The organism is Pelagibacterium sp. H642 (assembly GCF_031202855.1).
GTDB lineage: Bacteria > Pseudomonadota > Alphaproteobacteria > Rhizobiales > Devosiaceae > Pelagibacterium.
Genome location: NZ_CP101830.1, coordinates 137,325 through 162,556, shown reverse-complemented (window position 1 = coordinate 162,556; position 25,232 = coordinate 137,325). Strand labels below are relative to the sequence as shown.

Here is a 25,232-nt window from a genome sequence, read left to right as displayed (position 1 = left end):
CGGCCACGCACGTCGCGTTTGTGAAGTGCGAAGTGTGCCACGCTTCGAACAACCTGCCTATTAGGGGGAACGCCCTAATACGGATAGGCACATCGCCCTAAGCCGCCGATTGGTGGCTGTACCATTATGTTGAGTTGTGATGGCCTTTGGTAACCACATCCTCGCAATCATCGAGTTTATTCGAGGAATCGTTTTCGGCGGCCTGAGAACAGCCTTCGTCTGTGTCGGCTTAGCGGCCGCAGTTCCGCTCTTGCTCGCGCTGATCTATTTTTCAAACCTGCAGCGCGAACAAGCGCTCTTCGAAGCCTATGAACACCTTGAAATCCTAACGGCAGCTTTCGCATCATCTGAACCGTTCGGGGCTCCGCTCTCTGAACCCTTGAGAACCGAACTGTTGCAGCACTCCCAGTTCGTGGCATTCGTGATCAACGCCGAGGGCCGTCTTGTCGAGGTTCAGCAATCCCCCCTTCAACCAAGCTTTTCCAGCAGCGAAATCTCGATACTCGAGAGTGGTACCGCCTCGGACGAGCCGTTTTTCCACGAAATTGGCGGGGAGGAGTTCCTTTTCGCCAGAACCGAGGCTCCGGATGGCGCGCTCGTATTCGTGGGGCTTCCTGCCGACCCTATATTTCATACAGTCGAAGAGGAAATCCGCCATCAGGCATCTATGCTGATCGTGATCTATCTGACATCTGTGCTAATCGGGCTTTTCGGAAGCGAGGTCCTGATTTTTGCTCCGCTCACCTCACTGGCCAAAACCACCCAAGCACTCCGTCTGGGGAATCTCTCCGCCCGCTCAACCACTATGGGAGTTGGAGAGGTAGCCCAGCTTGCAACTGCCGTGGATGACCTCGCCTCATCGATTCAGGACCGGCAGATGCGATTGGAGCAGGCGCGCACTGAAGCCGAGGAAGCCAGGCGGCGGGCGGATTTGGCAAGCGCGGCGAAGTCAGACTTCCTGGCATCCATGAGCCACGAAATTCGGACGCCTCTTCATAGCATCATCGGCCATACCGAGCTCCTGCTTGAAAAGCCTTTCGGTGTGGATCCACGGCGTCACGCCGAACAGATCGACGCAAGTGCCAGGGCCATTCTCGACATCGTCAATGACGTGCTCGACCTCTCCGTCATCGAAGCGGGTAAGCTCAGAGTATATCACCAGCCCTTGGTGCTGCGTGAGCTCGTCGATAGAGCCGTCGCGATAGTAAAGCATTTCGCAGACAGAAAAGGGCTGCATCTGAAAGTTCAGATAGAACAGGACCTGCCACTTCAGGTCTTAGGCGACGAGGGCCGGATTCGACAGGTGCTGCTGAACTTTCTCAACAACGCGGTAAAATTCACGGCCGAGGGGTCGGTCACCCTTTGCGTCAGACGGCCTGAGCCATCAGAGCCGGACGTGCTCGAGTTCAGCGTCACCGACACCGGCATCGGCATTCCGCCGGAGGAGCAGCATCAGCTGTTTGAGCGGTTCGCCCAGCTCGGTTCAAATCATGTTCATGGCGGCACCGGTTTGGGTCTGTCGATTTCCAGGCGTCTTGTGGAGGAGATGGGAGGAACGATCGGGTTCCGTAGCGAGCCTGCGCAGGGCGCCGCGTTCTGGGCCCGCATCCCCTTGCCGGCCGCTTCTATGATCCCAACCAAAGTCGTTCCCGACTCCACGCTTGGAGCCGGACAACTGAAGATACTGGTTGCGGACGATGTGAGTATGAACATCGAGATCGCTCGCGCAGCACTCGAATCCGCCGGACACTCAGTTGACGCCGCACATAGCGGTGATGAAGCCGTTTCGTTTGCACGAAGGCGCAAATACGACGTCATCCTCATGGACGTTCAGATGTCACCGCTCGACGGTCTGACCGCCGCGGCCATGATCCGAAGTGAGCTCGGGCCGAACAGAAGCACCACCATCGTGGCGATGACGGCCAATGTACTGCCCGACCAGATCGACCGGTACCGCGATGCGGGCATGAATGACCATATCGGCAAGCCCTTCAAACGGGCTGAATTGCTAAACAAGCTTAAAGAGCTCGTGGGGGAGACATCGAGTCAGGTCAGCACGCCGACCGAAGGTGGAGTAGCCCTCCCTGATTTCGACGGCACGGTATTCAACGAGCTGGCCTCGCTGCTGACTGATCAGCAGCTTGCATCATGGGTCGAGAGATTGCGCGAGGAGAGCCGCCTGCTCCTCACTCAACTGGCCGAGAATCCATCTGACCGGGCGGAATTGGCCCGTCAGTGCCACGGTTTGGTCTCTCATGCGGGTAGCTTGGGCTATGTACGACTCGCAGATGCGTGCAGGGACCTCGAAGAAGCGTGTCTTGAGCCGAACTGTGACATCGCTCCTTACGCGGCGGCGGCGGCCGCGGCGGCAAAAAAGGCTTTGGATAGGCTGGCGTGCTGACTGAGTTAGCCGTCGCCAGAAACTCTCAACAACTCGAGATTGTTCATAACTGTGAGATTGTCCGGATCTTTTTCCAACGCCAGCATGAAGTTTTGCCAAGCTCTGCGCGTATCGCCCCGCAACAAGTAGGAATAGCCCACATTGTTGAAATATTCCGCGCGATCGCCGGCCAGCTTCGCGCTTTGCTGGTAAGCGCGATCGGCCAGGTCGAACCGCCGCAGCCGATCATACGAGGCTGCGAGGCCCAGCCAGGCTTCGCCATTGCCGGGCGCGATCTCAACGGCTTGTTCATAATATCGCGCCGCATGGCCGAAATTGCCTTGCGCGAAATGTTGTTTAGCAATCGGCAGAACTTGATCGGCTGGAAATGCCTCTACTGAACTTGGTAATTCGCCGACCTGAAGCTCAGCCGAACTTGCCAGCAGACCACCGCCAACGGTGGCACAGCCTGCGTTGAGAACGGCCGCCGGAATGAGGGCGCAACACATTCGCGATACTCTACGCGGTATAGACACAGGTGAATTCCGTCGGAATTAGAGCGTTGCGAATATGCCTCAGCAAAAGCGGGAAGTCGACCCGGCCTACCCAAAGAGCAAGCCGAAGCGCTTAAGCACTTGTGCAGCATGATGGTGGGTATCTATCATCAAGCACTGAATCAACTTTCGGGTTCGGCTAATGAGGCTAATGAGTTTGAATGAAAATGGTAGCCTCGAATGCAAGGCGCCCGGCTTTGTGCGCCTGCTCCTGGTGATAGCGATCATTTTGACACCGGTGACCGTTGCCGCCCAGCAGCTTACCATTTTCAGGAACGGCCTATCCGAAGATGTTACGATTGCCTTGGGGACATCTTTGACCGTATCGGCGCCCGCGCCGATCGAGCGCCTTATAGTGGGTGATCCCGCGATAGCCGATGCGGTTCCACTTACTGATACTTCGTTCCACCTCACGGGCATGTCGCTGGGGCGGACAAACGTCACTGTTTTCGGCGCTACAGGGCTACCCCAGGGAGTTGTGAGCGTTGAAGTTTCTGCCGACACCGCCAATCTCGAGGCGACCTTGCGGGAGGCCATCCCCAACTCCAACATCAAGGTTAGCTCGGTAAACGGGCGACTGCAGCTAACCGGCACCACCGTAGACGCGGTCGGGGCCGCTCGGGCGGTACAGATTGCTGAGCAGTATGGGTCCGACACCGTAATCAACGCCATTCGCGTAACGAGTCCACAGCAGGTCATGTTGGAGGTGCGCTTTGTAGAAGCTCGACGGAACTCCGGCCAAGAACTGGGTGTGAGTTGGTTCAGCAGCGGTCAAAATATTGCCTTTAGCACGGGAGCCGCAACGGCTGGTGGAGTCAGCCTGGGAGCGGATCTTCCCAGTGGTGCCGATCCATTTGGATCGTTGATTTCTCAGGTGCTCGATTTCGGGATCGATGCGGATATCCTCATTCAAGCCCTCGAGCAGCAGGGTATGGCCCGACGCCTAGCCGAGCCCAACCTGGTTGCGCTTTCGGGCGAACAGGCAAGCTTTCTGGCTGGCGGCGAAGTGCCGGTTCCCGATGTGGATGGAAGCTTCGTTCACAAGCCTTACGGTGTTTTGCTGAGCTTCACCCCGACCGTCCTCGACAACGGCCTCATCAATTTAAGGCTCGAACCGGAGGTCAGCGAAATCGACTTCTCCAACACGGTCGCGGGGGTTCCATCGTTTACGACCAGACGCGTCACAACAACCGTTGAGTTGCGCGACGGACAGAGTTTTGCCGTAGCGGGCCTGTTGCAAACCAGCCACGTCCGAACCCAGAGCCAGATACCGCTTCTGGGAGATTTGCCAGTCATCGGTGCCCTGTTCCGCTCCTCGGCCTTCCAGAAGCAGGAAACTGATCTGGTGGTCATCGTAACAGCCCGTCTTGCCCAACCGGCGACGCCGGGCGTTCCGCTCAGAACACCCTTAGATGGCACCGCCGCCACCAGCGCTGTAGAGTTCTTCCTGATGGGCAACCAGGAGGCCACCACCACCCAAATCGAGGGCTACGCCCGAGGCCGCGGAGTCATCGGCCCGTTTGGGCATATCATCGAGTTTGAGCCGTGAACATCATACGCTCGATCGCGAGCTTGTCAGCTCTTGGCGGGCTGTTCTGTGCCCTCGCTGCCTGCACTTATTCGAGCGCCGATATCGATTCGGTCACGTTCGGCGCGGGGGAGGCTGTTCGCCACAACTGGGCGGTTCAATCGGTCGATCCGTGGCCCAGCTATGCCTGGCAGACCAGTTGGCATACCGACTCCAGTCGTCTGCCTCCGCTCAAAAACACAAACCCCGTTTCCTCCACTTCACCTGCCGCAGACACTTCTTCACCTGCGGCAGACACGTCTGATACCGGAACGCCTTAGCAAGTGCACGTCTGCAAAGATCAATGGAAGGACGCTCTCTTGCCTGCGAGTAGAGCCGCACCCGCCACGGCCGCTGCGGAACGGTTCTTCACGCCAAGGTTTCGAAATACCGCAGCAATGTGAATTTTTACGGTTCCTTCCCCCAGATTCAGTGATCGCGCGATTTCCTTGTTCGACTGACCCTCGACTAACAGCTTAAGCACATCCCACTGGCGGGCAGTTAGTCCCGGCGGTTCAATCGATACCTCCTGATCTTGCTTTGCGATCGACTTGCTAGGCTCACTCGGCGCCTCCGCCAGAAATGGCGGCACGTATATGCCTCCATCGATCACCTGCTGAATGGCGCTCGTCAGTCCCTCTATTCGGTAACCCTTTGGAATGTATCCATGAACGCCAGCCTCCAGAGCGGTCAGGATATCTTCTCGCCGCCTCGAACCGGATACGACTATGACCAGCGTTTCGGGAAAGAGCATCCTTACTGCCCCAAGGCTGGCCGTACTCTCCATACCTGGCATGGCGAGATCGAAAAGTGCGAGGTCTACCGGTCCAGAATTTCCCAAACTCTCCAGTGCATCATCAAGCGAACCGGATTCGCAAATTTCTCGCACACCAAGTCTGTTCTTGAGGATGGAATTCAACGCTATGCGAAAAAATTCGTCGTCATCTGCGATAAGCGCCGACCCTGGGAAAGGGCGCGTGTCACCGTTTGCCATTCCTGTTCCTCCCACACGGTTCGCTGATAAAGATGATGTGGAACGATGGCGGGCCGTTGGAGTTGCGGGGACCCACAACTAACCGGCGATGGGGTTGCGAGCAACCCGAAATCAGACCCCCGAATGGCGCGCGCCGGTTCAGGGGAACTTTTGCGGAGGAGGCTCGGTTATAGCTCAATCCGACAATGCACCCATCGACATGTCGGTGCGTCCTACTATTTGCGAGGCCCGCGGTGAGTCTGGTCCGACCCCAAGAGCAGCAAGATCTCCGATTTTTGAAAAAAGCCATCTTCGACGTCGGGCTCTTCTCTTCAGTGGTCAACGTCCTTTTACTCACCTCACCGCTCTATCTTCTCCAGGTTTACGACCGCGTCCTCGCCGCTTCGAGCATCGAAACCCTGGTCTACCTTTCGATTGCAGCGCTACTCGCCCTCGTGGTGCTGGGGGTGCTCGAAGTGGTGCGGGGCCAGTATGTCAACCGAATCGCCGCCCGGCTCGATGCCGAACTCGGCACACGAGCATTCTTGAACTCGCTCCAGTCACCCCGCGCAGTCTTCGGAGACGTGCAGCCTTTGCGGGATCTAGCGACCATACGTTCGTTCGCGGGGTCGCGTTCGGTGCTCTTCCTCTTTGATGTGCCCTTCACTCCCTTCTTTCTTGTGTTGCTCTATCTCGTTCACCCGCTTGTCTGTCTGCTGACGAGCGTTGGGGCCACGGTGCTCGTTGCCATTGCAATCGCCAACCAGCTGGCGACCGCACGCACTGTGACGGCGGCGGCGAACTCGCTCCTTGGTGCGACAAATCTTGCGCAAGCGCTGGTACGCAACTCCGACACTCTCAAACCCCTTGGAATGGTTTCCAATGCGACGGAAGTCTGGGGTTGCAAGTTTGCCCAATCGCTTCACGCATCTGATCAACTCACCCGCATCAATGCCTTCTACAGCGGCCTATCGCGCACGTTGCGCATGATCTTGCAGATCGCAATCCTCGGAGCGGGGGCCTACCTCGTGCTCAACGAAGACATGACGGCGGGCATGATCTTTGCGGCATCGCTTATTGCCGGCCGGGCACTCCAACCGATTGATCAGGTCATCGGAGCGTGGCGCCAGATCATCGACAGTTATGGGGCCTGGAAACGACTGCGCGAAGATGTGGAGCCAGCAAGAGGCGCCTCGAGCCAATTTGCCCTGCCCACACCTAACGGCAACCTTTTTGTAGAGGACCTCGTCTACCAGCCTCCTGCCGCCGCTGCTGGAGCACCTCCGATAATTCGGCGGGTTGGCTTTCAGCTAGCGGCCGGCCAAAGCCTCGCGATTATCGGGCCGAGCGGCGCCGGCAAGACCACCCTCGCGCGGCTTCTAGTCGGCGCGCTCCAGCCGACGGCCGGTGCCGTGCGCTTGGATGGGGCTGACCTTCGCAACTGGCAACCGGACGTTCTTGGGCATCATCTTGGTTATCTTCCACAGGAACTGGAACTCTTTCCTGGTACCGTTGCCCAGAACATCGCCCGCCTCCATCCGACTCCGCAAGACAATGAAGTCATAAAGGCAGCGCGTTGGGCCGATGTCCACGATTTGATCTTGCGCCTGGAAAACGGTTACGCTACCCAGATCGGACCCGGCGGGATGCAGCTCTCAGGCGGCGAGCGCCAGCGTATCGGCCTGGCCCGCGCTCTCTACGGCGAACCGAAGCTGCTGGTGCTCGACGAACCCAACGCAAACCTCGATGCAGAGGGCGAAGCCGCCTTGAGCAGGGCGATCGCGGGTGTCCGGGAGCACAAGGTAACCCTCGTCGTGGTTACCCACAAGATCAGCATTGCCGAGCAGCTTGACCACATTCTCTTGTTGCGCGACGGCCTGATCGAGCTTATGGGGCCCTCCGCTAAGGTCCTGCAACGCCTGGGTCTGGCTGCCAAAAATCAACTCCCCCCGGCGACCAATCAAACGGCAGCATCAGCGGCGGGTCAACCGCAGCGCGCACCCTCTTCTGGCGGGGCAAGGCGATGACAGGGGCAAGCGCAAACAAAACTTGGAGCAGCACGATTGCAACGAGCACGCGTTCCCAAGCGGTTGCCGGTTATTTAACGCTCGTCGTTTTCATTGTGGCGTTTGGCTATTGGGCCGCCGCCGCGCCGCTTGCTGGCGCGATCGTTGCTCCCGGAATTGTTGCCGCCGCCGGCGAGAATATTTCAATCCGGCACCTCGAGGGCGGCATCGTCAAGGACATCTATGTGCGAGAAGGAGATCGCATCGAGGCAGGACAACCAATGCTCGAACTCGATCCAACAATCGTTGAGGCACAGCTCAACCGGCTCTTGCGCCAGTCGACCGCTCTCAGGGCCAGAGCCGCCAGGCTCGAATCCGAGCGCGACGGTCTTGAGGAGATGACCCTGCCAAACGAGCTTGCTTCAGTCCCACTCAATAGCGAAGCTGTCGAAATCATCGAGGAGCAGCGAAAGGAGTTTGATGCCCGCCTCTCGCGCTACCACACCGAACTCGAAATACTCAATCAGCGGACGGCTGCCCTTGAGGCTGCAACCGCTGGCCTCGAGGGCCAGAAAGGCGCTGCCGAGGAGCAGCTGCGCGTTGTCGAAGAGGAGGTCGCGCGTAAGGAGGAGTTGCTCGAGCAAGGGCTAACGAATCGCTCTGATTATACAGTGCTTTTACGCGGCCAAGCTGAACTCACAGGTCAGATCGCTTCGCTCCAATCGCAGATTGCAAGCACTTCGATTCAAATGGTTGAGACCCTGGAGCAGATCGAACGTCTCAAGACCACGCGCGTCGAGGACGCCCTTTCCGAATTGAACACCGTAAGGGCCGATCTGGCCGACATCGCCGAGCAGATCGTTGCCGCAAGGTCAGTCGTTGATCGGATGGTCGTGCGCGCTCCGGCCGATGGGATCATCATCGATGCCGCACATAATTCGGTGGGAGGCATCGTTGGCCCGGGCACCACGGTTTTCGAGCTTCTCCCGACGACCAGCGGGCTCGTAATCGAAGCCCATGTACAGCCCCACGATGTCGACTCGATCACCATCGGTCAGGACGCCCGGCTGCGACTAACGGCTCTCGATGCGCGCCGAACGCCGGAGGTGTCTGCCACAGTCATTTATGTCGGAGCAGATAGACGCGTGGACGAGTGGACCCGCGAGACCTACTTTGAAGTGCGTCTCGAGCTTACGCGCGATCTCCCAACCGAGGTCGCACACGAGCAGATCTATCCAGGCATGCCTGCCGAAGCCTATATTGCGACCGGCGAGCGTACATTCTTCGAATACCTCATCAAACCCATCCGGGATTCCTTTAGCCGTGCTTTCCGAGAGAACTGATCTCGTGCGGTTTGAAGGGGGGTGTCTACCTGTTGGCTGCTTGGACTAGTCCGCCAGGCTGAATGGATGTCGTTAACACAATCGCTCATATGGAGGCAGCGATTTGGAGGAATAGGCGCACGAACGCCTCCCGGTAACTGCCCCGAACCGTTCAGCCAGACACCACACCCGGAGCCCACAAGCATGCCTGCAACCGCGAGCCTCAACCTCACCGGCGATGCCTACGTCGACGCCCTGCTCGGCGATGTCAAGTGGGCAACTGGCACCTTCACCTACAGCTTTCCCACAAGCGCGGTCCAATACGGCAGCGGCTACGGATATGGGGAGCCAACATCAGGATTTGAGGTGCTGAACGGCGACCAGCAGTCGGCGGCTAGAGACGCCTTTGCCGTGTTTGCCTCGGTGGCAAACGTCACCTTCACCGAAATTTCCTCAAGCTCGAGCCTACAAGCCGATCTGCGCATCGCCATGTCCGACAAACCTAGCACCGCCTGGGCGTACTTCCCCTCAACCCGGGCCGAGGGCGGCGATGTGTGGTTTAATAACTCCAAGGGGTACTACGACAGCCCGGTCATCGGCAACTACGCGAACGCTACGTTCTTGCACGAGATCGGCCATGCACTCGGCCTCGAGCACTCGCATGAAGGCAACGTCATGCCGGCCGGCCGCGATTCCATGGAATATACCGTGATGAGCTATCGCTCCTTTGCGGGGTCGACGGCGGGCGCCTACACCAATGAGAAGTGGGGATATGCCCAGTCCTTGATGATGTATGACATCGCCGCTCTGCAGCATCTTTATGGCGCCGACTTCACCACCAATGCCGGCAATACCACCTATTCATGGAGCCCGACCACCGGTGAGATGTTCATCAACGACCTCGGCCAGGGCACCCCAGGTGGCAACCGCATTTTTCTGACGGTGTGGGATGGGGGAGGAAGCGATACCTATGACTTCTCCAAATACTTCACCGACCTTGAAGTAGACCTGCGCCCGGGCGAATGGACGACGACATCCCAGGCGCAATTGGCGCGTCTGCACTACGACGGCTCCAAGGTCGCCGTTGGCAACATCGCTAATGCTCTGCAGTATCGGGGCGACGTCCGCTCGCTGATCGAAAACGCCAAAGGCGGTTCGGGACATGACACCCTTATCGGAAACGCAGCGGTCAATGTCCTGTGGGGGAACGGCGGAAACGATACGCTTGTCGGTGGAGATGGCAACGACAATCTCGTGGGCGGGGTCGGCGCCGACAAGCTTGATGGCGGGGCTGGGGCTGACATCGCCAACTACGGTGCCGCCGGTGCTGGCGTTCTCGCGGATCTGCTTTCGCCCAGCCTTAACAAAGGAGAGGCGGCCGGGGACACCTATGTCTCGATCGAACGTCTCTACGGATCGCGCTACAACGACAATCTGCGCGGTGACAACCTGGCCAATGTGATCTCCGGCGGCAACGGCAACGACGTGATCTACGGGCGCGGTGGTAGTGATACGCTCGTCGGTGGAGATGGCAACGACAATCTCGTGGGCGGGGTCGGCGCCGACAAGCTTGATGGCGGGGCTGGGGCTGACATCGCCAACTACGGTGCCGCCGGTGCTGGCGTTCTCGCGGATCTGCTTTCGCCCAGCCTTAACAAAGGAGAGGCGGCCGGGGACACCTATGTCTCGATCGAACGTCTCTACGGGTCGCGCTACAACGACAATCTGCGTGGTGACAACCTGGCCAATGTGATCTCCGGCGGCAACGGCAACGACGTGATCTACGGGCGCGGTGGTAGTGATACGCTCGTCGGTGGAGATGGCAACGACAATCTCGTGGGCGGGGTCGGCGCCGACAAGCTTGACGGCGGGGCTGGGACTGACATCGCCAACTACGGTGCCGCTGGTGCTGGCGTTCTCGCGGATCTGCTTTCGCCCAGCCTTAACAAAGGAGAGGCGGCCGGGGACACCTATGTCTCGATCGAACGTCTCTACGGGTCGCGCTACAACGACAATCTGCGTGGTGACAACCTGGCCAATGTGATCTCCGGCGGCAACGGCAACGACGTGATCTACGGGCGCGGTGGTAACGATACGGTGAGTGGCGGCGCTGGCGCGGATGTTCTCTCCGGCAGCTCCGGATTCGACATCTTTGTCTACAAGTCAGTTGGAGATTCCTCAACTTCAGCCCGCGATACCATACGCGATTTTGTGTCGGGCACCGACGACATCGATCTGCGTGGAATCGACGCAAACACCAAGGTTGAGGGTGACCAGGCGTTCTCCTTTATCGGCAGCAGAGGCTTCAGTGGCCGGTCAGGCGAACTGAACTTCCGTAGCGGCGTTGTATCAGGTGACATCAACGGTGACGGCGTCGCCGATTTCCAGATCAATATCGCGAACGTTTCGATGCTCATCGAGAGCGATTTCTACCTATGACAGCCAAAGGAGGCGACAATGGGCGAATGGATTGATTTCGAGCGCTGGGTCGAATGCGCAAGCATGGAACGCCCTGGAATCATTTTCGAGGTGGTCAATACAGAGGGCCAGTCACTGTTTACCCCTTGCGTCGAGCACTTGCTTCTCCCATTTGACTGGATGTCTCAGCCGGTCAGGTTCAGGCCAATCGAGGAATCGAAGCCGCGTCGATCAGATCCCGTTCCGGAGCCAAGAGACTGACAAGGCATGGACTCACAATTGCAAAGTTTGGCTTGCGTTGCCAGGCGCCATCAGAGGTTTCAGTCATGAACACTGCCGAAGTGGTCGGCGTTGATGCAAAAAGGAAATTGCATCCGAGTCCGAAATATCTGACGCGCTGACGGAACCCCTCGACTGCGACCGCATCGAACAAAGGCGGTATGGCGGAGTTAACGGACCTGTGCTTCCCCTGCGCAGACTTGAAAAGCCGCAACATTGCCGGCGATAGACTTCAGCTGAGCTCAACGAGTGGAGGGAGCGCGTTCCGGTCGGTACTGCAAGTTAAGTGTGATTCCCATCCAAGGACCAGCCCAGCTGAAGCACGATTTCTAGCTGTCAATGATCATCGCCCGCCCTTGGTTTTTGGGTTATGTGTATGATGGCTATCGCGGATACCCCCACCACCTGACACGTCGGATTCTGGCCCGTTGGTGGGTTGCCCCGGAGAGGGGCCACGCCCTTGGGTCGGGTCTGGCAAATCGGGCCGCTGATGGCTACTGCCCGGACCACCGTGATGGCGATCTGATTTCTCGGTCTTCTTTGAAATCGACATTTTCTATCTGTCCTGCTGAAATCCTTGATTGGTCGTGTTCTGCTTGATGTTGCCCTGCCTGCCCTGCTCAGCGAGATTGCGTTCGCGACTGTGGCGCCCCTTCGCTGAGCTCGGGCTCATCTCCCGGTGCTCGCCCGGACCTTTCTTGCTCTGATTTTCCGGCGGAACCGGAGGAAGGTGTTTGCTCATGAGACTCTCCTTTTGTCGATTAAGGAAATCGCTCCCGCTTACGGCTGTTCCGGTCAATTGCTTCAGGGCAAGGAGCAAGTTTTTCGACGAAGTCGGCGTGAAGACTGCGCCGATGTGGTTCGAGAGGAACTGTTGCCATTTCAGTGTCGCGCACTGCCTCTTTCGCTGGCGTATCAATGACTGGAACGACTGCCAAAATGGTCGTTTTCAGTCAGCCCAAGCGTTCCTCCAGCCGCTCATCGTCCCGTAAATCACCTCCGATGAGCGCCTTGCTACAATCCGCTTATGGTGTAATTGCCAGAGGTAGGCCTCACTACGCAGGTGGCTGTTGAAAGCTGGCGACCCCGAGCAGGCTTTCACAACACTTAGCCGCGTCGACCAAACTGTTCTATCGATCGTAGGTGCCGTAAGGCGCGGACTAAGGCTGAGATTGCGTACGCCAACCTAGCCTGCGCCGCAAATTTTGAGAATTTTGAGCCCATGGGCAAACCCCCTGCGCGATTCATTAGTGCTGCACAGCCTCGAGCACTCTAGTTGCTGTCGAGGCGGCACCTGACCGTTCAGAGATCCGATCAGCGTCTGTACCTTCCCTCGGCTGATCAAGGGTTAGTTGTTGGGCTCCTTTGATTGCTGTCCGGAACACCGCAGGCTGATTTGCGTTTGCCGCAGATTGTGGATGGGGTGTTCAATGGCGGCACGAAAATGGGGTCCGGTCCAAAACGATCAAGGTTGGACGATCTCAACATGGGCTCCCCAGGCACGGTCTGTCACTCTCTTGATGGGCAATGATGAAATTGCATGCGTCAGATGCTCTGACGGCTTCTGGTCGGCCGAGACCGATGCACCTGTGGGCGCGAGCTATAAATTCCGGGTCGATGAAGCGATCGTTCCTGATCCTGCCAGCCGGCTGCAGCAGGGTGACGTCCATGGCGCCTCGGTTCTCTTCGACCATGATCGATATCGCTGGAAACAAAATTGGCATGGACGCAATTGGGCCGAGGCGGTGATCTACGAGCTACACGTGGGCACCTTCACACTGCAAGGGAACTTTGCCGCCGCCGCCGCCAAACTTGGCGATCTTGCAAGCATAGGCATCACGGCCATTGAAGTAATGCCCGTGGGACAATTTCCTGGCACATTTGGCTGGGGCTACGACGGTGTTCTGCCTTTCGCTCCGCACCCCGCTTATGGCACCCCCGATGATTTCAAAGCCTTCGTTGATCAGGCCCACGGGCACGGCATCATGGTGCTTCTTGATGTCGTTATGAACCATTTTGGTCCCGAGGGGGCCTATATTCACCAGTCCGCTCCCAATTTTTTCGACCCGGACAGACATACGCCTTGGGGCGCGGCGATCGATTTCTCCCAAGAGGCAGTTCGCCAATTCTGGGTCGAATGCGCGCAGATGTGGTTGGCTGATTATCACCTGGACGGGCTCAGGCTTGATGCGGTGCATCAGATCGCCGGCCCGGGAGCCGAGCAGTTCTTCGACGAACTGGCTGAAGCAGTCCGCATCCTAGATTTGGGGCGACCGTTACATATCGTCCTTGAGGACGAGCGCAACGAGCCGCATTTACGTGAAATTGAAGGGCTGACTGCCAATTGGAACGATGACTTTCACCATGCTGTCCACACTGCGCTCACCGGTGAAGATCACGATTATTACCAGAATTTCGCTGTTGATCCGATCGGCGATCTCGTTCTCGCCTTAAAGAATGGTCACATAGAGGAAGGCCAGGAACGGTTGGGGTGCAAGCGTCGGCGTGGGCAGCCATCGCGCCATCTGCCACCGACCGCTTTCGTCAACGCCACCCAGACCCATGATCAGGTCGGCAACCGCCCCTATGGCGAGCGGCTGATCACGCTCGCCGATGAGACAGCAGTTGAAGTGGCCTTCGCGCTGCTCTTGGTAAGCCCCTATATCCCCATGGTCTTCATGGGAGAGGAACAGGGCGAGAGCACTCCATTCCAATATTTCGCCGATTTTGATGGTGAATTGGGCCGGCTGGTGCGCGAAGGACGTGCGTCGGAGTTTGCCGACATCGCCCTATTGGGCGAAGCTGTTCCCGACCCAACATCTGCCGCAACATTCCATAGCTCAAAGTTGTCTTGGAGCGAGACTGATCGGGCCAAAGCATGGCAGGAAATGACCCGCCGCTGCCTTGCATTTCGTTCAAAATACGTCGTGCCGCTCCTCAAAAGCGGGCGCATCGCGTCTGATGCGAAAAGGAGCGGCGAGAAAGCTCTCGAGGCAGAGTGGCACTTTGCCAAGGGCAGCTTGCGGCTCGGCCTCAACCTCGGAACGGTAGGGCAACACACTTTCAGTTTCCAGGGTGCTCAGTTTCGCATCAATGCACTTGATGAGGATCGGTACGCCCTTTGTGCGAAGGCAGAGATGCAATGATTGCGCCTATTCCCACGGCGACCTACCGAATCCAACTTCGCGGCTCGGTCGATTTCGCGACCGTCCAAGATCAGCTCGACTATCTTGGTGAGCTTGGCATCTCCCATCTTTATCTCTCACCAATCTTTACGGCGACCAGTGGGTCCACCCATGGCTACGACGTCACCAACCCTACCCAGATCGATCCGGCTTTGGGCGGCAAAGCTGGCTTTGAGGCACTCGCTAAGGCAGCGTTCGCCCGCAACATAGGTATCATCCTCGACATCGTACCCAATCACACCGCCTTCAATTTCGAGAATCCATGGCTAATGGACGTGCTGCGCAAAGGTCGAGCCAGCTCTTATGCGCGGCATTTCGACATAGATTGGGACGCTGGTCCGATCGTCCTGCCAATTTTGGCTGAACCGTTCGAAAAGATGCTGCTCGAGGATCGCTTCGCCATCGATGGTGATCACTGGGTTCATGATGGTATCAAGATCCCGTTGGCTGAAGGAAGTTCCCGCCCCGCTCAAACGCGAAATGAGCTGCGCACCCTCCATGCGCAGCAACATTGGCGTCTAAGCCACTGGGAGCTCGAACGCGACGGGATCACACATCGGCGCTTCTTCAACGTCACTGGCTTGATTGGCATGCGTGTCGAAGACCGATCGGTGTTCGATGACACCCACGCCTTGACCATTGATTTGGTCAAGGCTGGGCTTGTTCACGGGCTGCGCGTCGATCATATCGACGGGCTGGCTGACCCCAGAACCTACCTCGAGTGGCTATCCGAGGTTCTGCCCGGAACGCCAGTCTGGGTCGAAAAGATCGTGGTTGGCAAAGAGCGACTCCCTGCGGAGTGGAAGACAACGGGGACCACAGGGTATGAGGCGGCCCGCCTGATCGCGAGGCTGCTGACCGATGCGGACGGTCTAGACCGGTTGGACCGCGTTTGGCGCCATCACACCCAAACCAACGAAAGCTTCGCCACCACTCTCGACCTCGCTAAGCGCGATATCCTTAAGAATGAGTTGGCCGCCGAACTCCATCACCTTGTAAGGCTTGCTGACCGAGCGCTGTTGGGCAGCCCTTTGGCCGAACCCGGTCCAGAAAGTTTGCGAGAGGCCATTATTGAGATGATCGCGGCGATGCCGCGCTACAGAACCTATGTTGCTAAGGACAGCAACGCAGCCGAAGATCATGCACTGATCGAATTGATCACCGAGGCAGCACGCACCAAGATGCGATCGAGTTCGACGCTTGATGCTATAGCGAGCTTGTTCCTCGATCAGCACAATGATGCGGCCTACCCCTTTATTAGGCGCTTTCAACAAGTATCGGGTGCCCTACTAGCTAAGGCACAAGAGGATACAGCCGGCTTTCGCTGGACCCGCTATATTGCGGCGAATGAAGTCGGTGCCGAGCCCGACGAGGCGACGGTAAGCGAGGATGAGGCGAACGCGTTTCTCGCTGCCCGTGGCCCTACCGAAATGACGCTGACCTCCACTCACGATACAAAACGATCCGAAGATTCGCGAATGCGCCTGGTGGCGATCTCCCACGAACCCGAGGTTTTCGCCAAATTGCTGGAAGGCGTTGAGAGGCTTGAAAGCGCCGGCGCGGTTGAGCCGCGCTGGCGGTGGTATATCACCCAATCGGCGCTGGCCATTTGGGGATCCGGTCCAGCCGATGCCAGCGCCCGGCTCACCGAGCATGTTCTCAAGGCTATGCGTGAGGCCAAGCAAGCAACCTTTTGGACTCGACCGAACCAGGAGACCGAGGCTGCCGCGTGCCAGTTTGCCTCAGCCCTTTGTGAGTTCTGGCGATTTGAAGGGCCTTGCGAACTCGATGTGCTGGTCGCGCGAGCAGAGGCCCTCGGGCTTGCCCAGTTGGCGCTTAAGGCCCTTCTTCCCGGGTTTCCTGATTTTTACCGCGGTTCAGAAGGGCAATTTCTAGCGCTTACCGATCCGGACAACCGTCTGCCGACCGACTTCGCTGTCCTGGCGCAACTGGAGCAAGATGAGGGATATGGCGGGGAAAAGTACCGGCTGACCCGCTGGCTTCTGGCCTTTCGCCGCACAGAACGTGACTTCCTCGCGGACGCGAAAGCGTACCTGACCCGGTGCGGTGAGACCTTGGAACTCGTGCGCGAGCGGGAGGAACGTCGTCTTGTCCTCTCGTTTGGCCCAGTTGCGCATGTCGCGTCAAGAAAAGCGCTTTGGCTGGGCACCAGGGGCAATCGAGAGTTGTGCATCAGTTGGCAATAAGCTGTTGAGGAGACACATGCGTCAATGTGTTGGATCCTTCACGGAACGGCCGACCCCCTCGAGCGTTCGATTTTGCCTGCCGCTAGGGCCGGTTACTCCATTGCAAGAGGGAAAACTCGCGTGCCAACCGCACCCAATTCTTCCAGCGAAGATTTTGATCCCGCATCAGTCTCAACGATTTTGCTTGCCGGAGGCAGAGGCACGAGGCTTTTCGAACTGACTGCCAATGAAAGTAAGCCGGCGCTATTTTTCGCCGGTGGGCACCGCATCATCGACTTCGCGATGGCAAATCTCGTGCGTTCCGGCCTCGACCGCCTGTTGGTCGCCACCCAATTCGCGCCCCAAACCCTAGCCGCGCACTTGCCGACGCGCTGGAGCCGACACTTCAAGTCTGGAGAACTTGCAATAAAGGATGGCCGTGACAGCTATCGGGGTACGGCTGATGCGCTCCGTCGCAATTGGCAAACGATTGAAGCGTGGGGTGGCACCGAGATCATGGTCCTGGCTGCTGACCACATCTACGAGATGGACTACGGCGCGCTGATCCGTGCCCATCGCGCGTCGGGCGCCGCGGTAACCGTTGCGGTCGATATCGTTCCGCAAAAGCAGGCGAGTGGTTTCGGTGTCATGCACGCCAACCGGCAAGGAACGATTACTTCATTTTTGGAAAAGCCCGCGAACCCGCCTGCGATAGTGGGCGAGCCCGGCTTTTCCATGGCCAGCATGGGCATATACGTCTTTTCTAAATCTTGGATCCAGAACGCACTCTCGGCGAATGTGGCTGCAACGGACTTCGGGCAGCACATTATTCCTAACGCAGTCGAGCAAGGGGTCGCCATGGCCTATCGCCTGCCCCCGTCGAACACCACGGGAAAGGTCTATTGGCGCGATATCGGTACGCTCGATGCCCTGCGGCTTGCACAGCTCGATTTTGCCGCTGGCGGACCGTGCCGGCTGCCTGGACCTGTAGCGTCCAGTCCTTGGCGTGTGAGCAACGACAGCATTTTGATGCCCGGCGCCACCCTTCTTGGTGCGGCACGGCTCAGTCGGACGATCGTTGCTCCAGGAACCCGACTGCCGTCAAATGCGGTCATCGGCGAAGATCCGCTCGAAGACGGCCGTTGGTTCCGCCGCACTGAGGGCGGAACGGTTCTCGTCACTCAAGCCATGCTTGACCGTCGAGCTGAGCAACGTTCAAGTTCCCGGTTTGTGCGTCTGGGTCGTATTCCGCGTTCAGGCTTGAGTGGCCCGCGACTTCGCCTAGCATTGGACAGCGCCAATGGATAGAGCGTCCGACGAGGGTCTGCGGTTCGATCTTCACTCTGGGCGAGCGGAGGTTTTGGGCGCTGAGTTCGACGGGGCGGGAACCAATTTCGCGCTGTTTTCTGAGCACGCCACCAGTGTTGATCTTTGCTTGTTCGATCATGAGGGTAAGATCGAGACCGCACGTCTTCCCCTTCCGACGATGGAGGGCGGGATCTGGTTCGGTTATCTTCCAGGCATTGCTCCAGGACAGGTTTATGGCTATCGCGTGCACGGACCCTATGCCCCCGAGGAAGGGCATCGGTTTAACCCATACAAACTCCTGCTTGACCCATATGCCCGCGAGATTCGTGGCGAGATTGTCTGGAACGATGCCCTGCACGGCTATCAGGTCGGCAAGGACGACCTCACTTTTGACGAACGCGATAGTGCAGCGTTCATGCCCAAGGCTGTGGTCGCCGATACGCAGTTCGATTGGGATGTCGATAACGCACTGAAAACGCGCTGGCAGGATACCTTCATTTACGAAGCCCATGTCCGTGGATTGACCATGAACCATCCGCAAGTCCCAGATGATGTTCGTGGCACGTTCGCGGGGCTGGGCAGTCAAGCAATAATCGAGCACCTCAAGGCTATCGGCGTCTCGGCGATCGAGCTGTTGCCGGTCCATCATTTCGCCAATGACCGTTATCTGGTCGAAAAGGGGCTTTCTAACTATTGGGGTTATTCCACGCTGTCCTTTTTTGCCCCCCACGCGCGCTATTTGCGTACCGGGCAGATCCGAGAAGTCAAACAGGCGGTTCGTCGGTTTCATGCTGCCGGCATTGAAGTGATCCTTGATGTTGTCTTCAATCACACTGCTGAGGGGAACGAATTGGGTCCGACGCTCTCGTTCCGGGGTATCGACAACGCCAGCTACTACCTGCTCTCGCCGGAAAACCCGCGTCACAGTTTCGATACCACCGGCACTGGCAACACTTTAAACGTCTCCCATCCAATGGTTCTGCGCATGATCCTCGATAGCTTGCGCTACTGGGTGCAGGCCATGCATGTGGATGGCTTTCGTTTCGATCTCGCCTCGACTCTGGGACGAGAATTGGAAGGTTTTGAGCGAGACGGATCTTTCTTTAACGCCTTGCGCCAAGACCCGATTTTAGCCGGCGTCAAATTGATCGCCGAGCCATGGGACGTGGGCGACGGAGGGTACCAGGTTGGTGGGTACCGGTGGCCTTTCCGCGAGTGGAACGACAAATTCCGCGACGATACCCGAGCATTTTGGCGCAAAGATCCTGGTAAATTGCCCGCGATGTCCGAACGTTTAGCAGGCTCGCCCGTGCAATTTAATCACAGCCACCGACCGGCGACCTCAAGCGTCAATTTCGTCGCCGCCCATGATGGATTTACCTTGTGGGACACCGTGAGCTTCAACGAAAAGCACAATGAGGCTAATGGCGAAGACAATCGCGACGGACACGACCACAACCTTTCCGATAACCTCGGTGCCGAGGGTGAGACTGATGATCCGAACATCGTGGCGGCCCGTGTCCGGCGGGCTCGAGCCATGTTGGCGACGACGCTGCTAAGCCAAGGAATACCGATGATCCTGGCGGGCGATGAGTTCGGCAACACCCAGAACGGCAACAACAATGCCTACTGTCAGGATAATGCCATCTCGTGGCTCGACTGGACCCGGGCTCGACCCGAACTTCAATCGACTGTGACAGCCCTCAGCAAGTTCCGTGCAGAGACTCAGCTGTCAAAGGCGCGTTTCGCGGTCGCCCGCACTGACGATCTCGAGTTTCAGCCAATTGCTCGGTGGCTCCATCCAGAGGGACGCGAGATGACCGAGGATGATTGGCAGATTGACGAGCAGCGCTGCCTTGGCCTCAACATATTTGAGGGCGAAACCAGCAAAGTCTTGATCATCATAAACGCAGGAGACGACGCCCGGTTCACCTTACCCGAGGGTGAATGGGTTCTGCGTATCCAGACGGCCAGCCACACGGTGGAATGCGAACGTCCGGCCGCGGGAATCATCGAGGTGCCCCATCAATCAGTCCTCGCACTGGTAGGGTGATTGGCCCATCCATTCCGATCCAAGCACGCACTTATCCGTTCGAAACACTCATCGTGAAAGACGCTCCGGCAGTGGATGACATTGGTAAGGCTGTGATGCTGGGCGAGGACACCTTACTCGGCTAGTCGGCAGAGGCGGTACAAGATCGTAACACCTCCAACAGGCCGCGCAGCCTGCCATAGCCCAACGTGTCCGATCGCAATCTCTCTGAAAGCAGGGGAGAGTGCCCCAGACAAACAGGATCTTCCCAGAACCATTTGAGCAAAGTCAGTGATCAGCTGGTAACCAAAGCGCAGTTCGTGATTGCACGCGGTGCGATTCAGAGCGTCATCGCCTGGGGTCCAACTGTTGCGGTCTCTGAGTATTCGATATTGTGCTGGTTTCTGATGGCGTTCCCGAAAATGGCAATGAACGATAGACGACTTTTCGAGCAACTTACCCTTGCCGTGCCTGGTGTGGTGTGGATTTGCGACGCGCAAGGCGGCGTTGAATTCAGCAACGCACATTGGACAGAATTCACAGGCATGTCGCAGGCGCATGCTCATGGCCATGGATGGTTGGAGGCCATTCACCCGACAGATGCCGCTGAATTCAAAGCACGGCTACCTCTACGGCCGAGCTTGGACAACGCACAGGCGGTTATTCGCGTCCGCCGGCATGATGGGGTGCATCACAAGCATCTGCTCAGCATTCGCCACGTTGGCGGTGAAAAATGGGTGGGGTGCGCCATCAACGCTCATGCGTGGCTGACCGCTGAGTTGCGTGACGCTACGCAAGGCAGAATTCTCGAACGTGTTGCCGCCGGCACAGAGCTTAGCCAATTGCTCGCCGAACTGTGTGACGCCGCGGAGGGACAAATCGCTGGCGCGACCTGTAGCGTGGTTCTGGTAGACAGCTCCAGGGGGTGCTTTACTTCCGGTATCGCACCAAAAATGCCGCCAGAGATCACGGCCTGCTTTCCGAACACAGAAATTGGCAAAGGAGTAGGTTCTTGCGGTACCGCCGCTTTTGAACGGCGAGACGTGATCAGCACCGATATTTCGACCGATCCACATTGGGATAGCTGGCGATCATTGTTTGCACCGCTCGGCTTTAAGGCGTGTTGGTCCAAACCTGTGTTTGATACGAATGGGGAGGTCATCGCCACCATGGCATTTTACTTCCGCGAGCCCCGAAAACCCTCTGCCTCAGAGCTTGAGGAGCTATCGCGTCTGAGAAGCCTTGCCGCTCTGGCCATTGAGCGGGCCCGCATCTTCGAAGCTTTGAGGGAGAGCGAAGAGCATTATAGACACACAGTCGAACAGAACCCGCAAATCCCTTGGACCGCCGATCCTGATGGGAACATTTTAAGCGTTTCATCCCGGTGGACTGACTTTACAACGATTTCGCAAGCTCAAGCACTAGGAGATGGGTGGCTTGCCGCTCTACATCCGGACGACTTGGAGCGGACGATCGGTCTTTGGCAGCTTGCGCTATCAACGGGGCAATCGCTTGATGTCAACTATCGAATCCGAACCGTTGATGGATCGTACCGCTGGGCGCGCGCGAGAGCGACGGCCCGTCGAAACGCATCAGGGAAAATCGTTCGCTGGTATGGTACCCTCGAAGATGTTCACGAACAATATCTCGCAAATGAGAAGATGCGGGTACACGCCTACCACGATGATCTGACGAGGCTCCCAAACCGCCGCCTTTTTATGGACGAACTGCGTCGCCGTCTGCGCGTGCCACAGGGTTCAGTGGGGTTGATGATCCTTGACATGGACGATTTCAAGCTGGTCAACGATCGATACGGCCATTTGGCAGGTGATGCCGTTCTTCGACTTTTTGCAACCTATCTCCGCCACGCAACCGAAGCTGACGCATTTATCGCCCGTCTCGGAGGCGATGAGTTCGCGATCATTTGCGAGCACATCGACGGCGAAGAGGATTTGTTGGCTCGAGCGGAACAGATCGAAGCAGAGCTCGATGCGCGACTGAAAAAGAACCAAAAAACCCGAGTCTGTAGGCCCAGTATCGGGTGCGCCCTTGGCCGACACCAAGAAAATCCCGATGAATTGTTCAAGAGGGCTGATCTGGCTCTATACGCAGCGAAATCGGGTGGGAAAGGGAGAGTAAAGCTTTTTCACCCAGCGATCAGTAGCGCTGCGTCTGACCGCGCCGAAGCCTTGGATCTTGCGCGAACCGCATTGAGAGAAGGGTGGATCAAAGCCTTCTACCAACCTATCGTGGACCTAAGGCACCAGACGCTAGCCGGATTCGAAGCCCTCCTGCGCGTAGATCACCCTCAAAGAGGCTTGCTGACGCCTATCGCGATCAGAAATGCGCTCGATGACCCGCGGCTTGCCAATTCCATCGCAATGCGAATGGCTCAGATTGTCGTCCGAGACCTCTCCTCTTGTTCGCTAGATGGTCTGGATTTCGGCCCTGTGTCGCTCAACCTCGCCACGGAAAACCTCGTCAATACAGAGTTTTTGGATTTTCTGTTCGACCTGCTGAACTCAAAGCAGCTCCCTAAAGGCGCAATAAAGCTCGAGATCACCGAGCGCGTTCTTCTCGATGAATTGGGCGATAGCGTCGCGGGCAACCTCAAAGCCGTGCGCGAAAGTGGCATCGGCATTTCGCTCGATGATTTCGGAACAGGCTATGCCTCCCTGGCGCATTTGCGAACCTTGCCGGTGGACGAAATCAAAATCGACCGGTCGTTCGTTTCTGGCCTCGGGGAGGACACCAACCAAAGAGAAATCGTCCAGGCCATGCTGGGCTTGGCCAAAGCACTCAGACTGAGAACGGTCGCAGAAGGCATAGAAACCGAAGGTGAAGCGCTAAAGCTTGCAGCTTGGGGCTGCGACTTCGGACAGGGCTACCTCTTTGGACGCCCCGAGCCGTTCGCAAAAGCGCGCGCTATGGTCGTCGAGCAATGCCGCGGTTATCCCCGCCTAGCTGTTGCTCCATAGCAGAAGGCCATTGTGCTCTGTTGTACCGATCACAATTAAAATGGTGGTCTGGAGCGAGCGAACAGCCGACCGAACAAGCTCAGTCTTTTAAGATCATCAGCGAATCTCACCGCGGTCCGCGATGGTGTTGTATCTATCGATCAGACCCATCGTTCGCTTTGCGTTATCCGGCGCTCGCAAGCAAGCCCTGCTATGATGACATGCTCTAAGCCATTGGGCGGTTTCCGCCCTCGTCTAGAGCATCGGAACACCAAGCCTGTCTAAGCGTTTGCATCCTCGATGCATCCAAGGAGAACGCCGGTGGCACCCCGACCCTATTGGAAAGGCTATCTCAAGCTATCGCTCGTGACCTGCGCTGTGACACTCTCCCCGGCTACGACCGACAGTAAGAAAGTCCGCTTTCACACTCTCAACCGCAATACCGGCGAGCGCATCTACACCCGCTATGTTGACGCCGTGTCCGGAAAGACGGTGGAGGATGACGACCAGGTCAAGGGCTATGAGCGCGCCGAAGACGACTACGTGCTGCTCGAGGATGAAGACCTCGATGCAGTTCAGCTCGAAAGCACCCGAACCATCGACATCGACGAGTTCGTGGAGACCGACACGATCGAATGGGTTTATTACGACAGCCCCTACTTCGTGGCGCCGGCCGATGAGGTGGGTGAGGAGGCCTTTACCGTGATCCGTGAGGCGATGGAGAAAAGCGACGTCGTAGGCATATCCCGGCTGGTGCTCGGTAACCGCGAGCGCGCCGTGATGCTGCAGCCTTGGGATAAGGGAATCCTGCTCTGGACCTTGCGCTATGGCGACGAGGTGCGTGACGAGGATGAGTATTTCAAAGCAGTCGATGATGAGAAACCGGACGCCAAGCTTCTGAAGATGGTCGAACAGATTATCGAGGATCGCACCGTGCCCTGGGAAGAGTCGATGGTCAAAGACCCTGTGCAGGATCGTTTGCTCGAAATCATCAAGTCGCGGCAGCCCAAGAAAGGCAAAGGAAAAGCCAAGCCTGCCGAAAAACAGGAAGCCCAACCTGACAATGTCATCGACCTGATGTCTGCGCTCAAAAAGAGCCTGGAAGGCAAACCCGCAGAGAAAGAGAAGTCAAAGGGCTAACTTGCCTTCTTCCGAGCTGAGCTGGCGGCGGTTTTGCTTTTCGATGAGTTGGTTTTTCGCGTCGCTTTGCGGGCCGGCTTTTTGGTCTTGGCGCCACCTTTAACACCGGCACTTTCGCGCAGAGCCTCGAGCAGATCGTTGGATTTGGTCGGTTCAGGCCGCCGCAGCGGAATGACCTTGCGGCCTTCGATCTTGGCCTTCACCATCTCGGCTAGGGCTTCCTCATAGCGATCGTTGAAGGATTCGGGATCGAACTTTCCAGATTTTGTCTTGAGGATGTGCTGGGCCAGCTCCAGCATCTCGGGATCGATCTTGCGTTGGGCGATACCGCCGAACGCTTCCTTGGCCGAACGCACCTCATAGTCGAAATTCAACGTGGTGGCGATCAGTCCCTTCCGGTGCGCCCGGATCAAAACAGGCCGAAGCCGACGAAACAGGACCGCATGGGCAATCGCGGCGGACTTTTGCTTGCGCAATGCCTCGCGGATCAGGATGAAGGTTTCCTCGGCGATATCGTTGGAAGGCAGCAGGTAGTATGGCTTGTCGAAATAGGTCGATTCGATCCGCTTGCAGGTGATGAAGCCATCGACCCTAAGCGTTTTGTCGCTTTCGGGAACGGCTGCGGCGATCTCCTCGGGTTCAAGGACAACATACTGGCCTTCGCTGGTTTCGTATCCCTTGACCTGGTCCTCACGCTCGACGGGCTTGTCGGTCTTTGTGTCCACATACACCCGGCGCAGGCGGTGCCCCGTTTTGCGATTGATCATATGAAGCGAGATGCGTTCGGAGGTCGACGCAGCGGTGTACATGGCCACCGGGCAGACGAGCTCGGCGATCTTAATCGAACCTTTCCAGATAGCACGCGGCGCCAAGATGCTTTCTCCATGTGAATGCATGCCAAACGATGCGACGGGCTTGCGTGTTC

At 57.6% G+C, this 25,232-nt stretch carries 15 protein-coding genes; 11 read left to right on the top strand and 4 right to left on the bottom strand.

The features are described from left to right. Positions 1-139 precede the first annotated feature (139 nt). Positions 140-2,401 carry an ATP-binding protein gene (locus NO934_RS18975; RefSeq protein ID WP_309164277.1) on the top strand — a complete coding sequence of 754 codons (2,262 nt, stop codon included), beginning with the start codon at positions 140-142 and terminating at the stop codon, positions 2,399-2,401. A gap of 5 nt (positions 2,402-2,406) precedes the next feature. On the opposite strand, the gene NO934_RS18970 is transcribed toward NO934_RS18975, so the two are convergent. Continuing rightward, positions 2,407-2,889 (bottom strand): tetratricopeptide repeat protein, encoded by a 483-nt coding sequence (locus NO934_RS18970; protein ID WP_309164276.1) that lies wholly within the window; start codon positions 2,887-2,889, stop codon positions 2,407-2,409. Positions 2,890-3,085: 196 nt separating this feature from the next. Here NO934_RS18970 and NO934_RS18965 point away from each other — a divergent pair, with 196 nt between their 5' ends. After that, entirely contained in the window at positions 3,086-4,483 is a 1,398-nt protein-coding gene (locus NO934_RS18965) for a type II and III secretion system protein family protein (protein ID WP_309164275.1), read from the top strand. A 319-nt stretch (positions 4,484-4,802) separates the two neighbouring features. On the opposite strand, the gene NO934_RS18960 is transcribed toward NO934_RS18965, so the two are convergent. Continuing rightward, positions 4,803-5,495 carry a response regulator transcription factor gene (locus NO934_RS18960; protein ID WP_309164274.1) on the bottom strand — a complete coding sequence of 231 codons (693 nt, stop codon included), beginning with the start codon at positions 5,493-5,495 and terminating at the stop codon, positions 4,803-4,805. A gap of 233 nt (positions 5,496-5,728) precedes the next feature. Here NO934_RS18960 and NO934_RS18955 point away from each other — a divergent pair, with 233 nt between their 5' ends. The 3 genes from NO934_RS18955 (at position 5,729) to NO934_RS18945 (ending at position 11,241) form a co-directional block, all read left to right on the top strand. After that, complete coding sequence (locus tag NO934_RS18955; protein WP_309164272.1) at positions 5,729-7,501, top strand: type I secretion system permease/ATPase; 1,773 nt, start codon at positions 5,729-5,731, stop codon at positions 7,499-7,501. Continuing rightward, positions 7,498-8,823, top strand: a complete 1,326-nt coding sequence (locus NO934_RS18950; RefSeq protein ID WP_309164271.1) for an HlyD family type I secretion periplasmic adaptor subunit — start codon at positions 7,498-7,500, stop codon at positions 8,821-8,823. Before NO934_RS18955 ends, NO934_RS18950 begins: the two co-directional genes overlap by 4 nt. 183 nt (positions 8,824-9,006) lie before the next feature. Continuing rightward, positions 9,007-11,241 (top strand): M10 family metallopeptidase C-terminal domain-containing protein, encoded by a 2,235-nt coding sequence (locus NO934_RS18945; protein WP_309164270.1) that lies wholly within the window; start codon positions 9,007-9,009, stop codon positions 11,239-11,241. A gap of 814 nt (positions 11,242-12,055) precedes the next feature. Here the strand turns inward: NO934_RS18945 and NO934_RS18940 are convergent. Then, positions 12,056-12,241, bottom strand: a complete 186-nt coding sequence (locus NO934_RS18940; RefSeq protein WP_309164269.1) for a hypothetical protein — start codon at positions 12,239-12,241, stop codon at positions 12,056-12,058. Positions 12,242-12,929: 688 nt separating this feature from the next. Between NO934_RS18940 and treZ the strand changes: the two genes are divergently transcribed. The 6 genes from treZ (at position 12,930) to NO934_RS18910 (ending at position 24,307) form a co-directional block, all read left to right on the top strand. Next, positions 12,930-14,645, top strand: a complete 1,716-nt coding sequence (gene treZ / locus NO934_RS18935) for a malto-oligosyltrehalose trehalohydrolase (RefSeq protein ID WP_309164267.1) — start codon at positions 12,930-12,932, stop codon at positions 14,643-14,645. Beyond that, positions 14,642-16,891, top strand: a complete 2,250-nt coding sequence (gene treY / locus NO934_RS18930) for a malto-oligosyltrehalose synthase (RefSeq protein WP_309164266.1) — start codon at positions 14,642-14,644, stop codon at positions 16,889-16,891. The genes treZ and treY overlap by 4 nt, the downstream gene beginning before the upstream one ends. A 120-nt stretch (positions 16,892-17,011) precedes the next feature. After that, a complete protein-coding gene (locus tag NO934_RS18925) occupies positions 17,012-18,178 on the top strand; it encodes a sugar phosphate nucleotidyltransferase (RefSeq protein WP_309164265.1) in 1,167 nt (388 codons plus the stop codon). Then, positions 18,171-20,231 (top strand): glycogen debranching protein GlgX, encoded by a 2,061-nt coding sequence (gene glgX / locus NO934_RS18920; RefSeq protein ID WP_309164264.1) that lies wholly within the window; start codon positions 18,171-18,173, stop codon positions 20,229-20,231. Before NO934_RS18925 ends, glgX begins: the two co-directional genes overlap by 8 nt. A gap of 257 nt (positions 20,232-20,488) precedes the next feature. After that, entirely contained in the window at positions 20,489-23,188 is a 2,700-nt protein-coding gene (locus NO934_RS18915) for an EAL domain-containing protein (protein WP_309164263.1), read from the top strand. Positions 23,189-23,467: 279 nt separating this feature from the next. After that, entirely contained in the window at positions 23,468-24,307 is an 840-nt protein-coding gene (locus tag NO934_RS18910; protein WP_375143318.1) for a Ku protein, read from the top strand. On the opposite strand, the gene NO934_RS18905 is transcribed toward NO934_RS18910, so the two are convergent. Further along, entirely contained in the window at positions 24,304-25,179 is an 876-nt protein-coding gene (locus tag NO934_RS18905) for a Ku protein (RefSeq protein WP_309164259.1), read from the bottom strand. The genes NO934_RS18910 and NO934_RS18905 overlap by 4 nt on opposite strands. Positions 25,180-25,232: the final 53 nt, after the last annotated feature.